The organism is Nostoc sp. 'Lobaria pulmonaria (5183) cyanobiont' (assembly GCF_002949795.1).
In the GTDB taxonomy this organism is placed as follows: Bacteria; Cyanobacteriota; Cyanobacteriia; order Cyanobacteriales; family Nostocaceae; genus Nostoc.
This window is the reverse complement of sequence record NZ_CP026692.1, coordinates 2,087,008-2,108,069: the sequence shown is the minus strand read 5'-3', so window position 1 is coordinate 2,108,069 and position 21,062 is coordinate 2,087,008. Positions and strand designations below refer to the sequence as shown.

The following is a 21,062-nucleotide window of genomic DNA, read 5'->3' as shown; positions in this document are numbered from 1 at the left end:
AATTACAACTAAAAATAAATTTTTTAATTATCTTTGATGACTAATTGCTTTCTGATATAAGTTGTTAGGTTTAGTCTGAAACCACACAAGCTTTACCATATCTACATCTTGGCTAAAAATCTACCTCGTATTAGATATGTCATATCTTTTCAAGGTGGTGCCTTAAACGTATGTCCAATCTAAATTTCTAATTTGAAGGTAAAAATTGTGACCAAAGTAAAAAAATCGGGAAACTTGACTTTTGACTAATTAAGCAAACTCGTAGCGATTTTTACCCAGGCGCTTGGCACGGTACATTGCTGCATCTGCTTGTTTTATCAAAGTTTCACTGTCTTGACTGTTGTATGGGTAGACACTAATGCCAATACTCGCAGAGACTCGGATTGGATAGCCGTCCAAAACAATTGGCTTGGAAATACTGTTTAAAATTTTTTCAGCGACTTTAGCAGCTATTTGGACATTAGGTATTGCCCGTAAAATCACAGTAAATTCATCGCCACCCAAACGAGAAACTGTATCACTAGCGCGTAAAGAGTTGCTGAGTCGTCCAGCAATAGTTATTAGCAAGCGATCGCCTGTCTCGTGTCCTAAAGTATCATTGACTTGTTTAAAGCCATCTAGATCGATAAACAGCAGTCCCAGCAATAAGTTGTTGTGTTGTGCCCAATGTAAGGACTCGTAAAGTTTTTCGGCAAAAAATTTGCGATTGGGTAAACCGGTTAGAGGGTCGTGATCCGCAAAATAACGTGAGCGCTCTTCTTTGAGTTGTAATTCATCGTTAAAGCGGGATAGTTCAGCAGCATTACGCTTAAGCTGTTCTTCCATCAGCTTGCGCTGAGTAATATCTCGGATGACACCAACTAAAAAGAAATTGCCAGCTGAGTCTTTGTGAAGCGATCGCTTAGTGGCAATCTGATAAGTATGTCCATCAGCATTTGTAAATTCTTCTTCATGTTCCTGGGCTTGCTGAGTCCGAAAAACAAGATCGTCCCGTTGTCGAAACACATCAGCTTCATGTATTGGGAAAAAGTCATAGTCTGACTTTTCAATTAATAACTTATTTGGATAACCGATAAATCGACAATACGCCTCATTTAAAACAATCCACTGGTGTTGTTCATTTTTCACAAAAATTGGATCGGGAATCGTGTTGATGACGTGATGCAAAAATTCTTTGGAACGTTTCAACTCTTGCTGCATGTGAGCAATATGACTAGTCATCCAAATAGCTGAAATGCCAAAGCAAACCAGTGAGGGAATGAGAGGTATCCACCAACCGTACAAGAAAGCAAGGTATGCACTCACGGTCAATACAAAGCAAGAAACTAGGATACAGAAGAAACTCCTAGTTGCGTGTCGTATCCGCCATATCGTCACGGCTCCCACATAAGACCAAACAAAAACCCACAAGTATTCCACCAAGTCAGGCCAGACTTTCAGTAATGGTCTTCCATCAACAGCAGCAGAGATTAACTGACTAATAAAATAAGCCTGCAATTGAATACCAGGTATAGGCTCAGGCTTTGCTATACCCATTACACTGCTGGAGTAGGGAATAAATACAGAATCTTGGAGACTGGATGCAGTGGAGCCAATAAGTATAATCCGATCTTTGATTAAGTTTGCTTCGACTTTATCTGCCAGTACATCTCTCACCGATACCTGGCGAAAACTACAAAGTTGCTTAGATGAAGTTTGACATTTAGGTTTGGGAAAATTGCTTAAAATTTGGTAGCCTTTATCATCAGCTCCCACATAAGCACCATCATTAGCCTTAAAACGAGTAAATACTGCCTTACCCAATTGCAAATACTCAGGGTTGCTTTTTGCTTTCGTAGGAGTAATTCCCTTTGACTTTAAATACAATAAACCCAACTTCAGGGCAAAACTTTCGTGTACTTCATTTTTAACGTGCCAATACAACAAACTGCGACGCACTTTACCATCAAGATCGTACAGCACGTTATTAAAGCCCACTTGATCCTGATTCAGTCCCAGAGGAGGCGGAACACTAAGGTTTTTGTTTTTTGATAGTAGTTCAATACCAATCAAGTTGGGCATTGAATTATAAGTATTACGCAATTCTTGCTTACCAGGTTCTACTGGTAAATCTCTGTAAATATCTAAGCCAATAGCACGGGGTTTGTAGACATTTAATTTTTGCAACAACTGGGCAATATTCGCATCTGAAATTGGCCACGAACCTACTTCGTTTATATAGGTCTCATCAATCACTACGATCGTAATCCGCTCTTCTGGTGGTTCATTTGGACGTAAGCGGAAAAATTGATCCAAAGCCGCCAACTCCAAAGATTGCAATAATCCAATGGAGTGCAAAAGCAGGACACAAACTGCAACGCTGGCCGCAGTAATCAATTCTCTGTGTCCTCGACTAAGCGATTGTTTCAGTCTAAAGATTAACTTTACAAAACACTTGCCTAGCTGTTGATTCATTCCCATTACCTAGTAGGCAGAAATATTATTTATTTCCTATAGCTATTAACTATCGGACTAACATAGCTCAAGTAGGAGCTAAATAGAGTTTCTAAAAATTTTTTCAACTCAGCAAGGTTCATCAAGACATCGTGGTATTTGTGATGTATTACCATATATTGAGACCAATTATCTGACCAAAGGGCAACTGGGACTCTTGTGGCTATCGGCACAGATTAATAAATATTGTTGGAAGTGAGTTCAGTAAATTTAACTCTCAAAGCCTTCTCTAGTAGAGCTTACTCAATTAAGCTCACATTTGCGATAGATTAGGTATTTTGCTGAGAATTACGTTAACTTCTAACAGATACACCTCCGGTTCGAGCCTGACATGATTACATCCCAAGGTGGCTCTCAAGTGTTATAAAAATAAATTAAAATATACATTTTTAAAGTAAATATACTTAGCAAATTTCCTTGAGCTTAAGTATTTGCAGATAAAAGCCGCAGTAAGATTGGTAATTGGGCATTGGATAAGACCTATTATCTATTACCAAAAACAAAAAAGCCAACTGGAAACAGATTTTACTTTATTCATCCAGTTGACTATGATGTGTGAACTACTGAAGGTCAGTGTAGGTACTTTACTTAAAATACTTGAAGTTGCGAGACCCTGTGTAACCAGAAACTTTCGCTAGTTCCTCTAAGTTTTGGACTCCGCTATAGCTTTTACCATTAACGATCCAAGTGGGGAAACCTTCAATTTTTGCGGCTTTACACAATTCTGGTTGAGCTTTGAGTCCATCGGGGGCACACTCTACCTTAATACCATTATTGATTATTTCCTCAGCTTCTTTACCAAAAAGCAGCTTTTGTTCATGACAGTGAGGACACCAGTAAGCGCTGTATTCCTTTGCACCTACCTTCGCCAGATGGCGTGCTAAGGCTGTTTCTGCCTCACCAGAAGTAGTGGTAACTTCCCAACCGAACGCTGGGTTGGGGTTTTCCTTGGGAGTAAAAGTAATTTTTGTCGGTTGTCCAGGAGTTCCAGGTGTAACATCTGATTGGTTCACGCCAGCATAGACGCCTAAAGTACCAATCAGCGTTACCATCCCTACAATCAGGGCGGTAAAGAAGATTTGTCCAATATCCTCCCAAGTCCGACCGATAATCGTTAGTACCAAAAGACTCACAGAAAACAAAGCTGAACCGATACAGTAAGGACAAATAGCTTTGATTTGAGATGTCAGCACATACATTAAGTAGCCGCTAAAGACAGACATAGCGATCGCACCTACCAGCAGTAGCCACCACGTCCAATTTTCCAATTGTTTGCGGTTATTGTTTTCCCCTGAGTTGAATACCAAGGGAGCCAAAGCCAATATCACCATACTGGTGTATGCTAAAAACCCAAACAAAGCTAATGGCTGACCAAAAACCGTTGCCCAAGGACTGGAAAGCACATCATTACAGCCCTTAGCACCAGCCTGTGCCACACAAGCGGCACTGCCTCCAGTTAACTTTTCTATGGTCAGATAACCTGTTATCAGGGCACCACATCCAGCGATCGCGGCAATCAATGGACGTGACCATTTATGAATCCAAGGAGTAGAACGGCGGCGAATCATAAATATTAGGAAATCGGGAATCGGGAATCGGGAATCGGGAATCGGGAATCGGGAATCGGGAATTGGGAATAATAATTGTTCGCTTGCTCCCGCTACTCCCCACTTTCTAAGAATGTAATTTCACTTGTTCTGCTGATTTGCTTTCACCTTTGGAGTTCCAATTGCGACGTGCGGCTTCCACAAATTGGCTAACGCGAATTGGGTCAATTGGTTGCTCTATGCGTCCATGACGTTTCAGGGAACTGGAAACTATTACACCATCTGCTGCCTGCATCAATGTATCAATATTTTCCCAATTGGCCCCACTACCGATGAACACTGGCGTACCGTTTGCTGCACCACAAGCTAGTTCCAAATCTTCTAAGTTAGGAGGACTACCAGTAGCCCAGCCCGATAAAATCACTCCGTCTGCTAAACCCCTTTCAATGGTGTCTTTCACGGCGACTGTGAGATTTGGAGAACTCAAAGGACGGGCGTGTTTCACCAACACATCGGCCAGGATTTTAACATTAGAACCTAACTCCCGTCGATAGCGGAGTAATTGATGGGCTTCTCCCTCAATTAATCCCTGGTCGGTTGCCATCACGCCTGTGAGGACGTTGACACGGATAAATTGCGCCTGTACACAGCTAGCGATCGCTATTGCACTTTTGGCATCGTTTCGCAATACATTTAAGCCTATGGGTAAAGTCACCAAATTCTGTATCCGTTGCACCACAATGGTCATGGCACTCACAACCACTGGATCGACTTGGTTTTTGGTAAACGGCGCGTCGAAAAAATTCTCGACAATTAGACCGTCAACCCCTCCACTTGCTAAGGCTGCGGCTTCTTGTTCGGCACGGTCAATCACTGCTTTTAGGCTACCTCCCCAACGGGGTGAAGTCGGCAGTGGTAGCAGGTGAACCACGCCAATAATTGGTGAGCGAGTTTTAAATATCTGATATAAGTCCACGTCTTTAATCCGCCTCGCGGAGTCCAGAGTCCAGAATTTTTTGACTATTGAACGCCAGTTCAACACCACTCCCCTGAAGGTCGGGAACCTCTATATAAGGGTGGCTCTTCAACGGGGAAAACCCCGCACGTGAATGGCTCCTATTGACCCTTGACTCTTGACTTTTCATTAACTAGTCAAATGTGTTTTATGATAGTCGGTTTATTGCCTCTTTCCCCAGATGGAAATTGGCGTGAAACCTCCCATAAGATATGTTAAGATAAAACCTGGCTACAAGAGGAGTTTGCCACTCACTAGACGCAAGGCAGCTTTCCGTGGTTTAGGCGTCTTGTCCGCGCATTGTCGTAGGACTTGCCAATCGCCAGGGTAACATTACTGCTTTATAGGCGTAGTCGCTTTCGTCGATTTCCCTGAGGGTAGCGGCTTCTCACAACAAGCCCTTTGGGCGGCTCCCCGATGGGTAGGTTAACAACGCACACGCTGTGGTAATGTAAAATACCAATAGGTGAATTGTTAAAAAAGGTTACAAGTGTCAAATGTACCCAAAGACACTTCAATTTACCCTGGGGAACAGATTGATAAAAATATCATAACATGACCTCTATTTTTATTATTGATAGAGTCATAACTCTATGAACAGTTACTGACAGTGAGAATCTGCGGCTGTACTGTTATTAGAAGGATAACAATCGCGAAAAAGCGAAATGAGCGCACAAATGTTTGACTACAAGAAAAAAAATGAAGATATTTTCAAAATATGGGTGACAAGCCAACAATTGCCATTTCTCACCTGGGCTGCGAGAAAAATCGAATTGATACAGAACACATGCTGGGAATGCTCGTAGAAGCAGGCTACGGTGTAGATACAAATGAAGAGTTAGCAGATTACGTTATTGTTAATACTTGTAGTTTTATTGAAGCGGCCCGGCAAGAATCTGTCAGAACTTTAGTAGAACTGGCAGAGGCAAATAAAAAGATTGTAATCACTGGCTGTATGGCGCAACACTTCCAAGAACAACTTTTGGAGGAGTTGCCGGAAGCAGTAGCCGTTGTGGGTACAGGCGATTATCACAAAATTGTAAATGTAATTGAGCGTGTAGAACAAGGCGAGCGGGTCAAACAGGTTAGTATAGAGCCAACCTACATTGCCGACGAAACTACACCGCGCTATCGCACTACAACCGAGGGCGTTGCTTACCTCAGGGTTGCTGAAGGATGTGATTATCGTTGTGCATTTTGTATCATTCCTCATCTTCGAGGAAACCAGCGATCGCGTACTATTGAATCTATCGTCGCCGAAGCGGAGCAATTAGTTAGTCAAGGGGTAAAGGAAATTATTTTAATTTCCCAAATCACCACTAATTACGGTTTAGATATTTACGGTCAGCCAAAATTAGCTGAATTACTTCGCGCTTTGGGGAAAGTAGATATACCGTGGATCAGAATGCACTACGCTTATCCCACGGGACTGACCCCAGATGTGATCGCGGCGATCCAAGAAACACCCAACGTCCTGCCTTATCTGGATTTGCCCTTGCAGCATTCTCATCCAGAGATTCTCCGCGCCATGAACCGTCCTTGGCAAGGACGTGTAAATGATGGGATTATAGATCGCATCAAAACGGCGCTACCAACAGCCGTACTGCGGACAACATTTATTGTTGGTTTCCCAGGAGAAACTGAAGAGCATTTTGAGCATCTACTAAAGTTTGTTCAACGGCATGAATTTGACCATGTTGGTGTCTTCACCTTTTCCTCTGAGGAAGGAACCCCAGCTTACAAGTTGCCAAATCAGTTGCCCCAATTGGTGATGGACGAGCGCCGATACCAAATTATGGAAATCCAGCAACCGATTTCCCAAAAGAAAAATCAACAGGAAGTAGGCAAAATCGTTGATGTCCTGATTGAGCAAGAAAATCCTGAAAGTGGTGAATTAATCGGTCGTTCAGGTAGATTTTCCCCAGAGGTTGATGGTCTGGTGTATGTCACAGGCCAGGCAAAATTAGGAACCATCGTGCCAATAGCGATTCACCACGCTGATACATACGACCTCTATGGTCAAGTAGTCAATAACTAAATTGTCCTTTGTCTTTTGTCCTTTGTCTTTTGTTAAATGACCCTTACAGATTCACCCTTATCCCAAGATCAACGCTGCATTAATGGCAGTTTTCATGAGGGTTTACCTGAAATTCGGGGACTCACTCGTGGGTATAGCTTCTCCAAGATTTGAGGCTTTGCTATTGCCCTTGGCTGACTAACTAGCCAATAACTAATGACTAATGACTAATGACTAATGACTAATAACTAATGACTAAATGACTAATCCAAAAATCCTTACATAAAATTTAGGACGAATTAATGACTCTTTCATTTCAAGAATTAGGTATTTCCCAAGAACGTGTCGAACAACTAGAAAAAATTGGTTTTACCGAACCAACTAACATTCAAGTGCAAGCAATTCCCCAATTGCTTGCCGGTCGTGATGTGGTAGGTCAATCTCAAACTGGAACAGGCAAAACGGCAGCATTTTCACTGCCAATTTTAGAGCGGCTAGATATTAATCAAAAAGCCGTGCAAGCCATAGTTTTAACACCAACTCGTGAATTAGCGATGCAAGTTCACGATGCGATCGCCCAATTCATCGGTAATGAAGGATTGCGGGTGTTAGCAATCTACGGTGGTCAATCAATTGACCGTCAAATGTTACAACTCAAACGTGGCGTTCACATGGTCGTGGGTACTCCCGGACGGGTGATCGATTTGCTTGATCGCGGCTGTTTAAAGCTCGATCAAGTCAAGTGGTTTGTATTGGATGAAGCTGATGAAATGTTGAGTATGGGCTTTATCGACGATGTGATAAAAATCCTCTCTCAAGCGCCCGTAGAACGCCAAACAGCTTTATTCTCGGCAACAATGCCACCATCGATTCGGATGTTGGTGAACAAGTTCTTGCGATCGCCTGCGACTGTCACCGTTGAGCAACCAAAAGCTGCTCCCAACAAAATCAATCAGGTAGCTTACTTGATCCCCCGCCACTGGACAAAAGCCAAAGCTTTACAGCCGATTCTGGAAATGGAAGATCCAGAAACAGCTTTAATCTTTGTCCGCACCAGACGCACAGCCGCAGAACTCACTAGTCAGTTACAAGGGGCTGGTCACAGTGTCGATGAATACCACGGTGACTTGTCTCAACAAGCACGGGAACGGTTATTAGTCAGATTCCGTAACCGTCAAGTTCGCTGGGTAGTAGCAACTGATATTGCAGCCCGAGGGTTAGATGTCGATCAACTCTCCCATGTAATCAACTACGACTTACCCGATAGCGTAGAAACCTATGTCCATCGCATTGGTCGTACTGGTCGTGCTGGTAAAGAAGGAACAGCAATTTCTTTAGTACAACCATTTGAGCGGCGTAAACAACAGACATTTGAACGTCATAACCGCCAAAATTGGCAATTGCTGACTATTCCTACACGCGCCCAGATTGAAGCGCGACACATCCTGAAATTGCAAGAACAGGTACGGGAAGCTTTGACAGGTGAGCGTTTGGCTTCATTCTTGCCAATTGTCAGCGAACTGATTGAAGAATACGATGCTCAAGCGATCGCCGCAGCTGCACTACAAATCGCTTACGATCAAACTCGTCCCGCTTGGTTGAGTTCAGACGTGGAAATTCCCCAAGAAGAATCTTCTGCTCCCAAACCAAGACTTGGCAAACGTCGTGAATCTTCCAGCGATCGCCCCCGTTCTGCGTGGAAATCAGATAACAGCAATGGTGAAGAAGAAAGACATTCTTCTCCCAAGCCCAAACTGCGGACAAGTCGTGAGTCTTCTGCATCTCCTAGTAAAAAGCTAGGTTCACCTACAGCCAGAGAATCAGCTTCTTAGTCAAGAGTTAGAAGTTAATCAATTTTGGATTTTAGACTTTTCTTTTAATCCAAAATCCAAATCTAAAATTCGCAAAGTTGAGAGTTGAGAGTTAAAAGTCAAGAGTTAAGATTTTAACTTTGGACTCTTGACTTTTTGACTTTTTCAGACCGTTTAAAAATACTACAGCCAAAGACGACTAGCTTGTTCTAACTCTCCAATTTCATCGTCGCTCAATCTCCAGCCTAAAGCACCAGCATTCTGCCGTACCTGTTCCGCTGTCTTCACGCCAGCAATAGGAATAACGTTCCCCTGAGCAATTAACCAGTTAAGAGCAACTTGAGCAGGAGTGCGATCGTATTTTTCCCCGAAGTTGCGTAACAAAGATATGACTGGGGCAATTTTTTGCAAACCTTCTTTCTGGAATCGTGGGTCTATTTTCCTCGCACCAGTGGGCGTTTCAGCACTATCAATACTGTACTTCCCTGTGAGTAATCCCTGAGCTAAAGGACTATAAGCCAAGATAGTCACACCCAACTCACGCGCAGTTGCTAGAATCCCCTTGCTTTCAATTTGGCGACTGAGTAAAGAATAGCGTACTTGGTTCACAGCCAAAGGCACTCCACGGGCCGCCAATATTTGATGCGCGTCTCGCATTTGCTCTGCTGAGTAATTACTTACACCGACTGCGGCAATTCTGCCCCGCTTGACTTCATCCGCTAGGGCATTCATCAAACTTTCTTGGCTTAAAAAGAAGGCAAAAGGCCAATGCACTTGATACAGGGCGATTCGCTCAAGTTGTAGCCGTTTGAGGCTGGCTGTTAAAGCATCAGAGACGGATTGGGCTGTAAATCGCCACGGTAGGGGGCCAAATTTTGTGGCGATTTGCACAGGTTGTTGTGTCTGTTGCAGAAATTGCCCTAAAAATTTCTCGCTCTTTCCCATTCCGTAGACTTCGGCAGTATCAAAGAAGGTAATACCAGCTTCTAAGGCTGCGGTAAAGGCTTCTTGTAACTGTTCTGGGCCGTAGCGATCGCCATAATTCCAAAATAGTTTATCACCCCAAGCCCAAGTGCCTATGCACAAGGGTGTAACAACTGGGCCATTTTGCCCCAATGTGATGTTTTCCACGGTTGCAAAATTTAGTTTATTTACATTTCTTTACTTTTATAGTGTATCGTTATAGATAAAATACGGTGCGATCACTACCACTTGGCTGCAATTCTTGTTGTGCGTAGGCGTAGCCCGTCGTAAACATCGCGGTTTGCATAAAGATTTACAAATTACATCTGACAATTTACTATTCTCAGAATTAAGGGAGGCTAATAACCTCCCTTTTATAATAGTTGAGTGTATTTACTTGCATTTAAGAATTAGATGATTTATCCTGCTTAGCTTTTTTGATTAATTCCATGTAGACATTAATCTCACTAATTTCTACATCATGCTCAACCCTGGTTACTTTCCATCTCTCCTTTTTTAGGTAAACTTCCTCTCCTACTCTGGGAGTAAATTGGAGATCATAGAACTTTTTGAGAAAATCTTTTTGGTTTTCTTCCCATAATATTACTTTAACTGGTTCTTTGTTCATTGCTTATGCCTTTTTTGTAACTAGATGAAGGTGAGTAGTTTGAGGACATATATACGGTAAGTTTATCTCACTAATTCAATGCAATAGCGTAGTGAAAACCACATTTTCATATTGATATTTTTATGTGGCTTGATTGCGTCCGATAAAGTTACAGCACAATACCATAACCTCAGAATTAATTGCCAGATGTTGACACCCATCCTGTAGAGTAACCTTGAATGGTTGATACAGTATCTTCATAGCTTATCGTCACCACTTTGCCATAACTGGCTAAAAATAAAACATAAAATACATAACACTTTAGGACTGGTGCAGGTGAAAGGCTTGTTAGTAACAATGGGTTACAAATATCAGGAGCTTTGAGTAAAATTTTCCACGGTATCCGAACTAAGGAGTATACCCAAAGTGATCTAAATCAATTCTTGAGTAATAAAGAGATTTGGCAAAAAACAGCTGGTGATGATAAAGGTATTGGGATTTTGTCATCTTTGCTGTGAATCTGTGCTGAAGCTTTTCAAGTTAATTGACCCAAATTAGCAATGATATGTTTAGTTATAAAGATGAATCAGCTAGGGCTGCAAGTGCAACCTACCGAAAAGTAAAAGCTGCAATAACAGAGACTCTAGGCATAGACTTACCAAATACTAAGTATCCGAATGAAGACTTTCAAAATGCAGTGGATTTAATTGATGAAAAAATTTTGAATGCCTACAAACAGGGCTTAAAACGTGGTTTTAGACAAGTAATTGCCTGGATTGCTGATGGAACGATCATTTGTAAAAATGGTGAATTTAAAGTCAACGCTGATTTAAAGCTTGAAATTAAGAGAGTAAAACCGGATGGAACGTACCAAATTTTAAAATACAAGCTAACACCTGTTGATCTTGGTTTAGAGAAGAGAGAAAGTGACTAAAAAATGCAATAGGGTTTGGGTGACACCAGTATTAGTAGTAAAAGCCACGGATAAACAACGATCTTAGTTATGAAATGCTGACAACGAGCAAATGAAATTCACCAGTTATTTTGCGGAAATCTGACAAAAGACATTAAATGTCCATTCTACGTGCTTGACTGTGCGCCAAGCTGAACAGCTTCTATATCAACATTGAGGTGTTGAGCAATCTGCTCCACACTCATCCCTGCTTTTAGTAACAGAGGCACGGTAAGTTTCAACATTTCAGCTTCCCGTTCTTCTCGACCTTCTTCTCGACCTTCGGCTTTGGCTTCTTGATAAACCCTTGTTTGCTCCAAAGTCAGTCCTAGCATAGCTTCAACTTCCTCTCTACTCAACGAAGAAAACTTATAAACGGCAATTGTAGTTATGATGTCTAGTATTTCGTTTTTCGGCAGTGTGTCTGTCTCCTCCAATTTTACCCGTTCAATCAATTGCTGTGCTTGCTCCGCCATCACTTCATCCGATGCTAGAGTCAACTGCATCAAGTTGATGCCTATTGGCTGCTGATTAGTCGCGCCTAACTCATCTAAATAGATTCGCTGCACTTGGTCGCTGTTGAGAAATATTCGATGAGTTTTTTGATCGCTTGGTTCCAAAGAGCGTGATGAAAAAATTACCACACAGAACCAGTCATCGTACTGAAAACGATTTCGGTTCAGGTACATCAGCGATTCGGTAAAGAACCGATGGTAGAGGGCTTCATCTTTTTGGAATTGAACTTCAGCAAAAAAGATCGCTCTGGATGTTGCATCCTCTGGAGGTAAAAACACACCATCTATGCGAAAAGCTGTTTCTTTGACTTCAACTGATTCAAATCGATAGTTTTGCCCTTGCAGAGGAGGATTATCAACTAGTTCAAAGAGTAATCCAGGAAAGCGCTTAAAAATTTGATAGTAAATGGAATCTCGTTTCACTACTTCATCCTAAAATTCTCTCGTTATCCGATCGCAGATTACAACCAAGCCATAAAAATTAATCCTAACTTGGCTGAAGCATACGCTAATCAAGGTGTATAATTGCTTGCCAAAGAAGTGCGATCGCCTCTGGCGAGCGGAACGCCATCGCAACTTCCACTTTTCATTCGCTGATTTCGAGCAGCTAGGGTTTATCTTTATTTAAAGAGAGAGATTAAATCCTAATAAACCATACGAAAAAGTAGCTATGGCAAGTGGTGAAGTATTTGATACCAAAACAAAAACCCTATCTGTGCCAAGAGTAAACCTGCTGACCATGTTTCGGCTGGGTTTATTTCAAATGGGGTTGAGCATGATGTCCATCTTGACTCTGGGCGTACTCAACAGAGTCATGATTCAAGAAATAGCAATTCCAGCGACGCTGGTATCAGTAGTTTTAGCACTGCCTTTATTTGTTGCTCCTTCCCGTGTCTGGTTCGGCCAGATTTCCGATGCCAAGCCGTTATGGGGTTCCCACCGCACAGCTTATGTTTGGGTGGGCGCGGCAATATTTGCGATCGCAGCATTTTTAGCTGTACAAGTGATGTGGCAGATGAATCTTGCTGGAAATAGTGCAGGTACTTGGGTATGGACAACCCAAACAATCGGCTGGACAGCGCTTCTGGCTTTAGTTTTTGCTGTATACGGTCTAGGAATTTGTGCTAGCAGTACTGCTTTTGCTGCTTTGCTGGTGGATATATCTGAAGAAGATAACCGTTCCAAAGTAGTCGGTGTGGTTTGGTCGATGCTAATGGTGGGGATTATTGTTGGGGCGATTATTAGTGGCAGCTTGCTAAAACAGTTAACGCCAGAAGCAACCGTAGAAACCTTGCAGGGAGCGGTCAACAGGTTGTTTACTGTAGTTCCAGCAATTGTATTTGGTTTAGCGATCGCAGCGACATTCGGCGTAGAAAAAAAGTACTCCCAATACCTAACCCGTTCCACACTAGTGAACCGGGAAGATAGCATTACTCTAGGCAATGCTTGGAAAATCTTGACAGCTAGCCCACAAACAGGTATATTTTTCACCTTTTTATTGGTGATGACTATCAGTTTGTTTATGCAAGACCCGATTTTGGAACCTTATGCGGGTCAAGTGTTTAAAATGCCACTAGCGGAAAGTACCAAATTAAATGTTTTTTATGGAACGGGTCTACTGATTGCCTACGGCGTTACGGGCTTTTACATTGTCCCGCGTTTGGGTAAGCGCAGAACTGCACGTTTTGGCTGTATGTTGGTAGCATTCTGTGCAATATTGCTGGGTATATCAGGATTCACAGCTAATGCAGCAGTTCTCAAATTAAGTTTGGTATTGTTCGGTTTAGCCACAGGTTTCTTAACTACGGCAGCAATTAGCTTGATGTTGGATCTCACCGCAGCAGAAGCCGCAGGTACGTTTATTGGGGCATGGGGATTAGCACAGTCCCTTTCTAGAGGTGTGGCGGTAGTAATCGGAGGTACAGTTTTGGATATTGGACGCAAGCTGCTACCAAGCCTAGAACTAGCTTATGGATTGGTATTCGTTCTAGAAGCCGTGGGAATGGTGCTGTCGATTTGGTTTCTGAATCGGGTGAACATTACAGAATTTCAAACAAGTACAAAGCTTGCGATCGCTTCGGTTTTAGAAAGCGATTTAGATTAAACTGTATAGGGCATGGGGCATGGGGCATGGGGCATGGGATAAATGACTAATGACAAATGACAAATGACTAATAACCAATGAATGATTTTTGGACAACAATTGTTGATTTTGCCCAAACTACCACTACCAGAGTGGGCAAGCAGCTAATGCAAGATTTTGGGCAAGTACAGGCTGACCAAAAAGCTGATGGTAGTTTGGTGACACAAGCAGATAAATGGGCAGATCAGGAAATTCGGGATGCGATCGCTTCTAGTTTCCTTGGCTACGGCATTTTGAGCGAAGAAAGCGATCAGTCATTTCCCGGTACGGAGTGGTGCTGGGTAATTGACCCTCTAGATGGTACAACCAACTTCACACGCGGCATTCCCATCTGGACAATTTCTCTGGGTTTACTGTATCGAGGCACACCCATTTTTGGTTATGTTTACGCACCAACTTTGAATCAAGCTTTTCATGGTTTCTGGGCAGGTTCATCTGGTTTAGCAACACCAACAGGAGCATTTCTCAATAACCACCCCATCCACACCAGTACTGATAGTCCAAGCAACAATCACTTTTTTAACCTCTGTTCCCGTAGCACCGCAGTTATCCAAAATGGCTTTCCCTGTAAAATTCGGATGTTGGGTGTGGCTAGCTATAACTTTTTGACAGTTGCCACTGGGGCTACTCTCGGTGGTATTGAGGCGACACCAAAAGTTTGGGACTTAGCGGGGGCTTGGGTAATTGTCCAGGCTGCTGGTGGGGTCTGGTCATCGCTTAAATCAGAACCATTTCCGTTGTCACCGGGAGAAGATTATAGCGATCGCTCTTTTCCCACCCTTGTAGTTAGTCGTCCCGAATTAGTTTCGGTATTTCAACCTTTTCTCGAAGGCATAAAAATTTAATTTGCAGCTCATTTATTTGTAAGCAGTAATTTTTTCAAGCAGCCTAGTGGACAATAATATACCCGATATTAAACTTAACAAAACCCTAGTCAAACAAAGAATTGAGTATAAATAAAGCTAGTAATAATCCTGGTTTAAGCACAAAATCAGTGTAGTTATTAATTTAAGTAGTGTTGTGGCTTTCATCACACTGGTTAATTTAGTATAAAAAATTTTATGTTGTCTAATCTAGATTTAATTCGAGAGTTTGTACAAAACTCTATTCAGAAAAAAGACGTTTTGTTGTCAAATCCTGTTTTGACAGCGCAAACAGTGTATAAAACAAATCAACTGACAGCAAAATCTGAAGGCGTAATTGTCACTGCTCAAATATCTCACACTCTATCTGAATTCTCGATTTCTCCAAAATCAACCCAGTGGGAATTGATAAATCAGGCATTAGCAGAATATAGTTATATCCTCAAAGGAGAAGTAGATAGTCGGGGTTTCTATCAGTATCAATACTGCGAAGTTCCCAAAGGCTATCAAATGCACTGTACTAAATGTGTCATTCTATGGCGAGCCTGGTGGACATATCGTAAGTATACTTCCAGACCAGGGATTCCGTTAGAACTTCTGATTAGAACACGAGATTCATGGTATCCAATTAGAGATTTAATTATCAGTGATGGACTTCTCTATATCAAAACCTTGGGAAGTGAGATTGCACTTGGTTCAGATGACTTAGTTACTTGGTTAAGCAAAGTTGATGTAACTAGAATTAAAGAAATACCTTCTACAGAGACATAGGTGTGGTTATAGGGGTACAGATGTACGCTCGTATATATATTTATAAATATTTATAAAAATTTTTTAAAGTGGTATGACAACATAATTAGGCAAAGGACGTGAAGAAAAATGAAAGGACTTTGGCTCGAAAACAACCAGTTGCAATTACGTACAGATATTCCCATTCCTGAACCACCACAAGGAGAAGCCTTGATACGCGTCTTGCGTGCAGGTATCTGCAACACTGACCTAGAACTACTCAGAGGCTACTATCCTTACACTGGTATTTTGGGGCATGAATTTGTTGGCATCGTTGAACAAGGGCCACAACACTTAGTGAACCAGCGCGTAGTTGGAGAAATCAACGCTGTGTGTGGGCATTGTCGGTTTTGTCGTAGTGGACAACCAACTCACTGCGAAAATCGTACAGTTCTGGGTATTGTCAACCGCAACGGAGCCTTTAGTGAATATCTCTGTTTGCCGGTGCAGAACCTGCATCCCGTACCTGAGAATGTACCAACAGAAGTAGCAACATTTACTGAACCTTTAGCAGCAGCTTTGGAAATTCAGCAGCAAGTGCCATTGCATCCAAACGATCGGGTGATAGTGGTTGGAGATGGCAAACTAGGGCAGTTGGTAGCCCAGACACTAGCTCTAACTAGCTGTGAACTCTTAGCTGTGGGTCGTCATCAAGATAAACTGGCTAACCTAGAGGCACGGGGGATAAAAACGAGTCTGGCCGACGCTGTTACAGATGGATATTTTGATATCTCAGTAGAATGTACTGGCAACCCAGAAGGATTTGCGATCGCCCGCCGCGCCCTACGTCCCCGTGGTACTCTTGTACTTAAAAGTACTTATGCTGGCAACCTCAGCCTTGATGCTTCCTCTTTAGTAGTGGATGAAATCACCCTCATCGGCTCACGTTGTGGCCCCTTTACTCCGGCTCTCCAGTTACTAGCCACAGGAAAAGTTGACGTGCAACCTCTGATTCATGCCACCTACCCTCTGATTGAAGGGCTTGCGGCTTTTGAACACGCTCAGAGTCGGGGTGTTTTAAAGGTATTATTGGAGATTAGTTAATTGTCATTGGTCATTTGTCATTTGTCATTGGGCATGGGTTATTCCTATTGTCTCCCTCATCTCCACCAGTTCCCAGTCCCCAGTCCCTAGTCCCTAATACAGATAAGGATTCGTCTTCGGTTGATAGTCAGAACAATCTATCGCTTCTTCTGTATTGGCAATAGATGGGCGTACAGTACATTTAAGACGGTAATTATCGGTAAAAAATTGACAACCAGTACAGGGGATTTGATGCATTTGCTTGGCTGTAGTTACACTATCTCGCGCCGCCGTCCAGAGACTTAAAACAACGAGAATAGTTACAGTCCAAGCACCGATAAAACAAATCGGGATTAACAAAGGTTGAATCCCATGAATGATGAAAAATATCAGTTTAAACACGGTATGCCTTAATACAAATTAGGAGTAGGAAGTATATTAAATCCTAACTCCTAATTCCTAACTTCTCACTATAGTATAAGTTAAACGCCAGCATGACCCAGCGCTAAACCTGTTAGCAGCATTCCTAGAACGAGGAAAGGTTGAGCGCTGGCTTGGTACTTAACATCATTCTTCACAGGGTCACGTAGGAAATACATATCCTGTAAGGTGATTTGCGGGATGATTAACAGTACTAGTATTGCTGCATACAAATTCTCGTGGATGCTGACGAGATAAGCTGCAATCAATCCTTGAAAGACATCAATTGTCACTACACAAATCCATGCTGCGGTGGTGATGCCAAACATTACGGGTAGTGAATTTAATCCTAACTGGCGATCGCCTTCTACACTCTTAAAATCATTGACAATAGCAATACCCAATCCAGCCAAGCTGTAGAACATTGTCAAAATCACAATTGTGGAATTTAGTTCCCCAAACAAAGCGTGTCCTGTAGACCAAGGTAGGGTAATGTAGCTTGCACCCAAGGCGTAGCTCCCTAGCCAGCCGTTTTGTTTGAGTTTCAGGGGAGGTGCAGAATAAATGTAGGCAATGAAAGAACCGATAATCGCGATCGCTGTAATTGTCGGGAATTCATGACCAGACCACACATCAAGCACAAATGCCAAACCAATACCAGCAATCAGTAATACCCAAATCTGAATAATTACCTGGGGTAGGGGAATTGCCCCAGACGGAATAGGACGATAAGGTTCATTGATCGCATCGATTTCGCGATCATAGTAATCATTGAGGATTTGGGTGTAACCTGTCATCAATGGCCCAGCCAGTAACATACAGGCTGCTACCTTCAACACATTTTCCAGCGTCCAAGTATAGTTACCAGAAGAAGCCGCACCACAGATTACGCCCCAAATTAGGGGAATCCAGGTGATGGGCTTCATTAGCTGCAAACGAATTTTCCAAATTGAAGTTTCCCCAGATGCTGCACCTTTCATGCCCAGCATCTGCCTAGTTTTCGCACTGCGATCGGCAGATGCGTTCGCTTGCTCATTGGCATTATTTACCACTAAGTCTAGTGCTTCAGATGGGTTAGGGTCTGGGGGAATGGGAGTTGATTCTGACATAGTTTTTACTAATTAATGGGAAATTGGGCATTGGGAATTGGGCATTGGGCATTGGGCATGGGTGATTGGGCATTGGTGATTAAGTTTATTCCCTATTATCCCGTCCCCAGTACCCAGTCCTCAGTCCCCACTCTCCATTTCCCACTCCCATAAATTAAAACGAAATTATCAAATAATTATTCTGAAACTTTGCTCCAGCAACGGGCCTGCCACTCAAAGCCGGGGGTAAGGGAATATTGCGCCGCTGATCTCCTGCTTCTATTGTGACTTCTGGCCCATATTGGGTAAGCTTGACCTGTTTTTTGTCAAATCCTGGCAAGAATAAGCGTACTTGACGATTGTGGATGTCTATTTCAATTGGTTTGGGAGCCTGTAAAGCTTGTGCTTCAAAGTTGGGTAGAGCGTCTATCAGTGGTTGCCAATCACCTGTGGACGAGTCGGGAACGACGCTCACAGGTAGGGGTATAAATTCCTCTAACAGATTGACATTTGTCTCAGTAGACACAAGCAGAACACCACCGACAGTTAAACCGATTTGTTGAGCGCTACCCCATAAATAACGAGCATTTGCTATCTCAATCGGATCTTCTGTAGTCACTAAGAAAGCAGCGAGACGCTTCGGATCGGCAAGAGCGGCTCTTCCTTTTTCTAAGAAATTATTGACTTGGTTAGTGGGCCCTGCAAAGTTATCTGCTGTCCAGTTGACATTGAAAAAACTGCTAATCAGCGGTTGAATCAAGGGCGATTCAGTAATCATCTTCCCCAAGTCGGAGTTGACAAATAATTGCCGAAATCGCCGGACATACCAACTCAGAGATTCTGGCAAACCCAACGTTCGCAGCGTTAAAGAGTCGCCCGTGCCATCGTAGACGATCGCATCATATTTGCCACTGGCATCATATTCGCGGATAGCATTCAGTGCTAGGGCGTTGTCCATCCCCGGCAATACTACCAGTTCTTGACCAAAAACGTCTTTGAAGATGGGCGTGCGGAGGTATTGCGCCTCAAGTTTCTTCACTTCGTCCCAGTTGCGTTCTAGCAGTACAGATGCTTGAAACTGGACTACTTGTAAATTGGGAGCGATTTCCTGGGGATCGGCAGCAATAGGACTACCCAGCAGGATTTGCAACGTTGGTTCTGCTTGTCCTGCTAGGAGTACGCGCTTGCCTTGACTTGCCAATAATTTGGCGGCGGCGATCGCAATTTTGGTACGAGCGGTGCCGCCTTTGCCCAAAAATGTCAATATTAGAGTCATTACTTGATTCCTATTTTCACCGCCGAGCTTTTCAACTCCAACTTAACATTCAACAAAGACTCTCAACCTGTGCTTGAAATTTCAGATGCCAAGAAAAATTCGGATCTAAGTTCTTTCACTACTACACAGGTTTGATTTCATCTTCAAAAAACCAAGTGGAATAATTATCGTCAAACAGCACCACTACACCGATCCCAGCACCATCAGTGACTTTGTAACCTTGGATAATACCTACTTGTCCGAGTTTTTTTACAACTGGGGGAGAAACGCGATCGCGCAAACGATAGACTTTAACTTTTTGTCCGATTTCCATGCCTGATTACAATTCAGATAAACCAAGTCTCAGTGTAGCGGAATCCGTGACTCTGCTCTCATAAATTCAGTGGAGATGGGGGAGATGAGAAAGAATAACTCCTAACTCCTGACTTAACAGCTTAAAATTAAATCAACAATCAAACAGGTACATGCCCATATTTGTCACAGCGCAACAGCTAGAACAGCAAATGCCTGATGCAACTCGGTTGTTAAGTGATGAGCCGGAGATAGAAATTTCGTTGTATATGCAGCTACTGCTGCTAGTAACTTCCCTTGAGTGGCTCTGGCATGACTGTAATGATTTCTTTATAGGTGCGAATCTAACTATTTTAGCCGTCAGCAATTGCGAAATCGAGATTTTCACGGTCTAGACTTTTTTTTGGTCAAAGACACCGAAATAGCGATCGCGTAGTTCCACCAAAGGAAATTGCTATTGTAGCGCAACGACAGGCATCGGAAGCACAATTGCGATCGCTAGGAGTTAATCCAGATAGGTTGAGTTAAGCAACAAAGGTAGTAGTCATGTATCAAACAGATCCACCCCGTTCGCCACAAGAAACAATGCCTACGATGTATGATTTACCAAGTAAATTGGTAGGAGAATCAGGTTTGCCAGATGAATTTCACCGCATTCAGGCGGACTTGCTCAGTGGACTTGTCAATTTATTCATCTGAAGAAATTTTACTTGCTAGCGATTTGAACCGGTTGCAAGAGTTATAAGTAGGATTGGGTCTTTGGCAAGGTTCTTATCAGCAGACAACAGGTTTGTGGTTGTGTTGGTATAATGCAACAGGTTAAATGCCGACGCGAAGAGAACAAGCACAACAAGAGCGCCAACGGGCTGAACAAGAATATCAACGGGCAGAGCGATTGGCAGAATATTTGCGATCGCAAGGAATTGATCCAAACAACCTACCCTAGTAAAAGGTAGCTATGACTAAAAACATCAAAATAGCCAATCCTAACATTGATTGAATATTCCAATTCAGACGATGAACCATTACAACAAGAACACTAACAGGCTGATAAATTATTAGTAGAGTATTTGCGATCGCAAGGAGTTGCTCCAGATAACTTGAGTTAAGCAAACATTTGCATCCTTAACAAGGAAAGCAGTCTTGCCGACAAAATTTAGATTTAAGTAAAAATACACTTACCAATAGCAGATTTATTGTATAATCTCCAAGACAATTTAGGTAATATTTTTTAGTAATGATGTATTCT

The 21,062-nt window shown here is 42.6% G+C and carries 19 protein-coding genes and 1 pseudogene; 10 read left to right on the top strand and 10 right to left on the bottom strand.

The genetic code is table 11. The features are described 5' to 3' along the window. Positions 1-249: 249 nt before the first annotated feature. The 3 genes from NLP_RS09050 to btpA form a co-directional block, all read right to left on the bottom strand. On the bottom strand, positions 250-2,454 hold the full coding sequence (locus NLP_RS09050; RefSeq protein ID WP_104909817.1) for a CHASE2 domain-containing protein: 2,205 nt from the start codon (positions 2,452-2,454) through the stop codon (positions 250-252). 623 nt (positions 2,455-3,077) lie between these two features. Continuing rightward, entirely contained in the window at positions 3,078-4,061 is a 984-nt protein-coding gene (locus NLP_RS09045) for a vitamin K epoxide reductase family protein (protein ID WP_104906111.1), read from the bottom strand. Positions 4,062-4,167: 106 nt separating this feature from the next. Continuing rightward, on the bottom strand, positions 4,168-5,016 hold the full coding sequence (gene btpA, locus NLP_RS09040) for a photosystem I biogenesis protein BtpA (protein ID WP_104906110.1): 849 nt from the start codon (positions 5,014-5,016) through the stop codon (positions 4,168-4,170). A 757-nt stretch (positions 5,017-5,773) separates the two neighbouring features. Here btpA and rimO point away from each other — a divergent pair. Next, on the top strand, positions 5,774-7,093 hold the full coding sequence (gene rimO, locus NLP_RS09035) for a 30S ribosomal protein S12 methylthiotransferase RimO (RefSeq protein WP_104906109.1): 1,320 nt from the start codon (positions 5,774-5,776) through the stop codon (positions 7,091-7,093). 281 nt (positions 7,094-7,374) lie between these two features. Further along, entirely contained in the window at positions 7,375-8,904 is a 1,530-nt protein-coding gene (locus tag NLP_RS09030; RefSeq protein WP_104906108.1) for a DEAD/DEAH box helicase, read from the top strand. 162 nt (positions 8,905-9,066) lie between these two features. Here the strand turns inward: NLP_RS09030 and NLP_RS09025 are convergent, their stop codons facing one another. Beyond that, positions 9,067-10,014 (bottom strand): aldo/keto reductase, encoded by a 948-nt coding sequence (locus tag NLP_RS09025; RefSeq protein WP_104906107.1) that lies wholly within the window; start codon positions 10,012-10,014, stop codon positions 9,067-9,069. Between the two features lie 235 nt (positions 10,015-10,249). After that, a complete protein-coding gene (locus tag NLP_RS09020; protein WP_104906106.1) occupies positions 10,250-10,474 on the bottom strand; it encodes a hypothetical protein in 225 nt (74 codons plus the stop codon). A 523-nt stretch (positions 10,475-10,997) separates the two neighbouring features. Here NLP_RS09020 and NLP_RS09015 point away from each other — a divergent pair. Continuing rightward, positions 10,998-11,387 carry a hypothetical protein gene (locus NLP_RS09015; RefSeq protein ID WP_234017258.1) on the top strand — a complete coding sequence of 130 codons (390 nt, stop codon included), beginning with the start codon at positions 10,998-11,000 and terminating at the stop codon, positions 11,385-11,387. Between the two features lie 146 nt (positions 11,388-11,533). Here the strand turns inward: NLP_RS09015 and NLP_RS09010 are convergent, their stop codons facing one another. Next, positions 11,534-12,343: an Rpn family recombination-promoting nuclease/putative transposase gene (locus NLP_RS09010; protein ID WP_104906104.1), complete on the bottom strand. Its 810-nt coding sequence runs from the start codon at positions 12,341-12,343 to the stop codon at positions 11,534-11,536. Positions 12,344-12,590: 247 nt separating this feature from the next. Between NLP_RS09010 and NLP_RS09005 the strand changes: the two genes are divergently transcribed. The 4 genes from NLP_RS09005 to NLP_RS08990 all read left to right on the top strand — a co-directional run bounded on the left by NLP_RS09005 (position 12,591) and on the right by NLP_RS08990 (position 16,759). Beyond that, positions 12,591-14,024, top strand: coding sequence for a BCD family MFS transporter (locus NLP_RS09005; RefSeq protein WP_104906103.1), 1,434 nt, complete (start codon positions 12,591-12,593; stop codon positions 14,022-14,024). A 77-nt stretch (positions 14,025-14,101) separates the two neighbouring features. Then, complete coding sequence (locus NLP_RS09000) at positions 14,102-14,908, top strand: inositol monophosphatase family protein (RefSeq protein ID WP_104906102.1); 807 nt, start codon at positions 14,102-14,104, stop codon at positions 14,906-14,908. A 216-nt stretch (positions 14,909-15,124) separates the two neighbouring features. Next, positions 15,125-15,697 carry a hypothetical protein gene (locus tag NLP_RS08995; protein WP_104906101.1) on the top strand — a complete coding sequence of 191 codons (573 nt, stop codon included), beginning with the start codon at positions 15,125-15,127 and terminating at the stop codon, positions 15,695-15,697. Positions 15,698-15,805: 108 nt separating this feature from the next. After that, positions 15,806-16,759, top strand: a complete 954-nt coding sequence (locus tag NLP_RS08990; RefSeq protein ID WP_104906100.1) for an MDR/zinc-dependent alcohol dehydrogenase-like family protein — start codon at positions 15,806-15,808, stop codon at positions 16,757-16,759. A 93-nt stretch (positions 16,760-16,852) separates the two neighbouring features. Here NLP_RS08990 and NLP_RS08985 read toward each other — a convergent pair whose 3' ends face one another. The 4 genes from NLP_RS08985 to petP all read right to left on the bottom strand — a co-directional run bounded on the left by NLP_RS08985 (position 16,853) and on the right by petP (position 19,835). Next, positions 16,853-17,140, bottom strand: coding sequence for a hypothetical protein (locus NLP_RS08985; RefSeq protein WP_104906099.1), 288 nt, complete (start codon positions 17,138-17,140; stop codon positions 16,853-16,855). Positions 17,141-17,220: 80 nt separating this feature from the next. Next, entirely contained in the window at positions 17,221-18,267 is a 1,047-nt protein-coding gene (chlG, locus tag NLP_RS08980) for a chlorophyll synthase ChlG (protein ID WP_104906098.1), read from the bottom strand. A gap of 154 nt (positions 18,268-18,421) precedes the next feature. Beyond that, a complete protein-coding gene (locus tag NLP_RS08975; RefSeq protein ID WP_104906097.1) occupies positions 18,422-19,522 on the bottom strand; it encodes a Get3/ArsA fold putative tail anchor-mediating ATPase NosAFP in 1,101 nt (366 codons plus the stop codon). Between the two features lie 121 nt (positions 19,523-19,643). Next, positions 19,644-19,835, bottom strand: a complete 192-nt coding sequence (gene petP, locus NLP_RS08970) for a cytochrome b6f subunit PetP (protein WP_104906096.1) — start codon at positions 19,833-19,835, stop codon at positions 19,644-19,646. A 157-nt stretch (positions 19,836-19,992) separates the two neighbouring features. Between petP and NLP_RS08965 the strand changes: the two are divergent. The 3 genes and pseudogenes from NLP_RS08965 to NLP_RS36005 all read left to right on the top strand — a co-directional run. Beyond that, positions 19,993-20,234: pseudogene (locus tag NLP_RS08965) on the top strand (Uma2 family endonuclease); the annotation flags it as partial. Between the two features lie 125 nt (positions 20,235-20,359). Beyond that, complete coding sequence (locus NLP_RS36010; protein ID WP_442946647.1) at positions 20,360-20,512, top strand: hypothetical protein; 153 nt, start codon at positions 20,360-20,362, stop codon at positions 20,510-20,512. A 124-nt stretch (positions 20,513-20,636) separates the two neighbouring features. Beyond that, on the top strand, positions 20,637-20,759 hold the full coding sequence (locus NLP_RS36005; RefSeq protein WP_334820196.1) for a hypothetical protein: 123 nt from the start codon (positions 20,637-20,639) through the stop codon (positions 20,757-20,759). Positions 20,760-21,062 lie beyond the last annotated feature (303 nt).

Bases quoted from the DNA above. Each gene is read 5' to 3' on its own strand.
- NLP_RS09050 (WP_104909817.1), bottom strand. From the start codon at position 2,454: ATGAATCAACAGCTAGGCAAGTGTTTTGTAAAGTTAATCTTTAGACTG.
- NLP_RS09045 (WP_104906111.1), bottom strand. From the start codon at position 4,061: ATGATTCGCCGCCGTTCTACTCCTTGGATTCATAAATGGTCACGTCCA.
- rimO (WP_104906109.1), top strand. From the start codon at position 5,774: ATGGGTGACAAGCCAACAATTGCCATTTCTCACCTGGGCTGCGAGAAA.
- NLP_RS09030 (WP_104906108.1), top strand. From the start codon at position 7,375: ATGACTCTTTCATTTCAAGAATTAGGTATTTCCCAAGAACGTGTCGAA.
- NLP_RS09020 (WP_104906106.1), bottom strand. From the start codon at position 10,474: ATGAACAAAGAACCAGTTAAAGTAATATTATGGGAAGAAAACCAAAAA.
- NLP_RS09005 (WP_104906103.1), top strand. From the start codon at position 12,591: ATGGCAAGTGGTGAAGTATTTGATACCAAAACAAAAACCCTATCTGTG.
- NLP_RS09000 (WP_104906102.1), top strand. From the start codon at position 14,102: ATGAATGATTTTTGGACAACAATTGTTGATTTTGCCCAAACTACCACT.
- NLP_RS08995 (WP_104906101.1), top strand. From the start codon at position 15,125: ATGTTGTCTAATCTAGATTTAATTCGAGAGTTTGTACAAAACTCTATT.
- NLP_RS08990 (WP_104906100.1), top strand. From the start codon at position 15,806: ATGAAAGGACTTTGGCTCGAAAACAACCAGTTGCAATTACGTACAGAT.
- chlG (WP_104906098.1), bottom strand. From the start codon at position 18,267: ATGTCAGAATCAACTCCCATTCCCCCAGACCCTAACCCATCTGAAGCA.
- NLP_RS08975 (WP_104906097.1), bottom strand. From the start codon at position 19,522: ATGACTCTAATATTGACATTTTTGGGCAAAGGCGGCACCGCTCGTACC.
- petP (WP_104906096.1), bottom strand. From the start codon at position 19,835: ATGGAAATCGGACAAAAAGTTAAAGTCTATCGTTTGCGCGATCGCGTT.
- NLP_RS36010 (WP_442946647.1), top strand. From the start codon at position 20,360: ATGTATCAAACAGATCCACCCCGTTCGCCACAAGAAACAATGCCTACG.
- NLP_RS36005 (WP_334820196.1), top strand. From the start codon at position 20,637: ATGCCGACGCGAAGAGAACAAGCACAACAAGAGCGCCAACGGGCTGAA.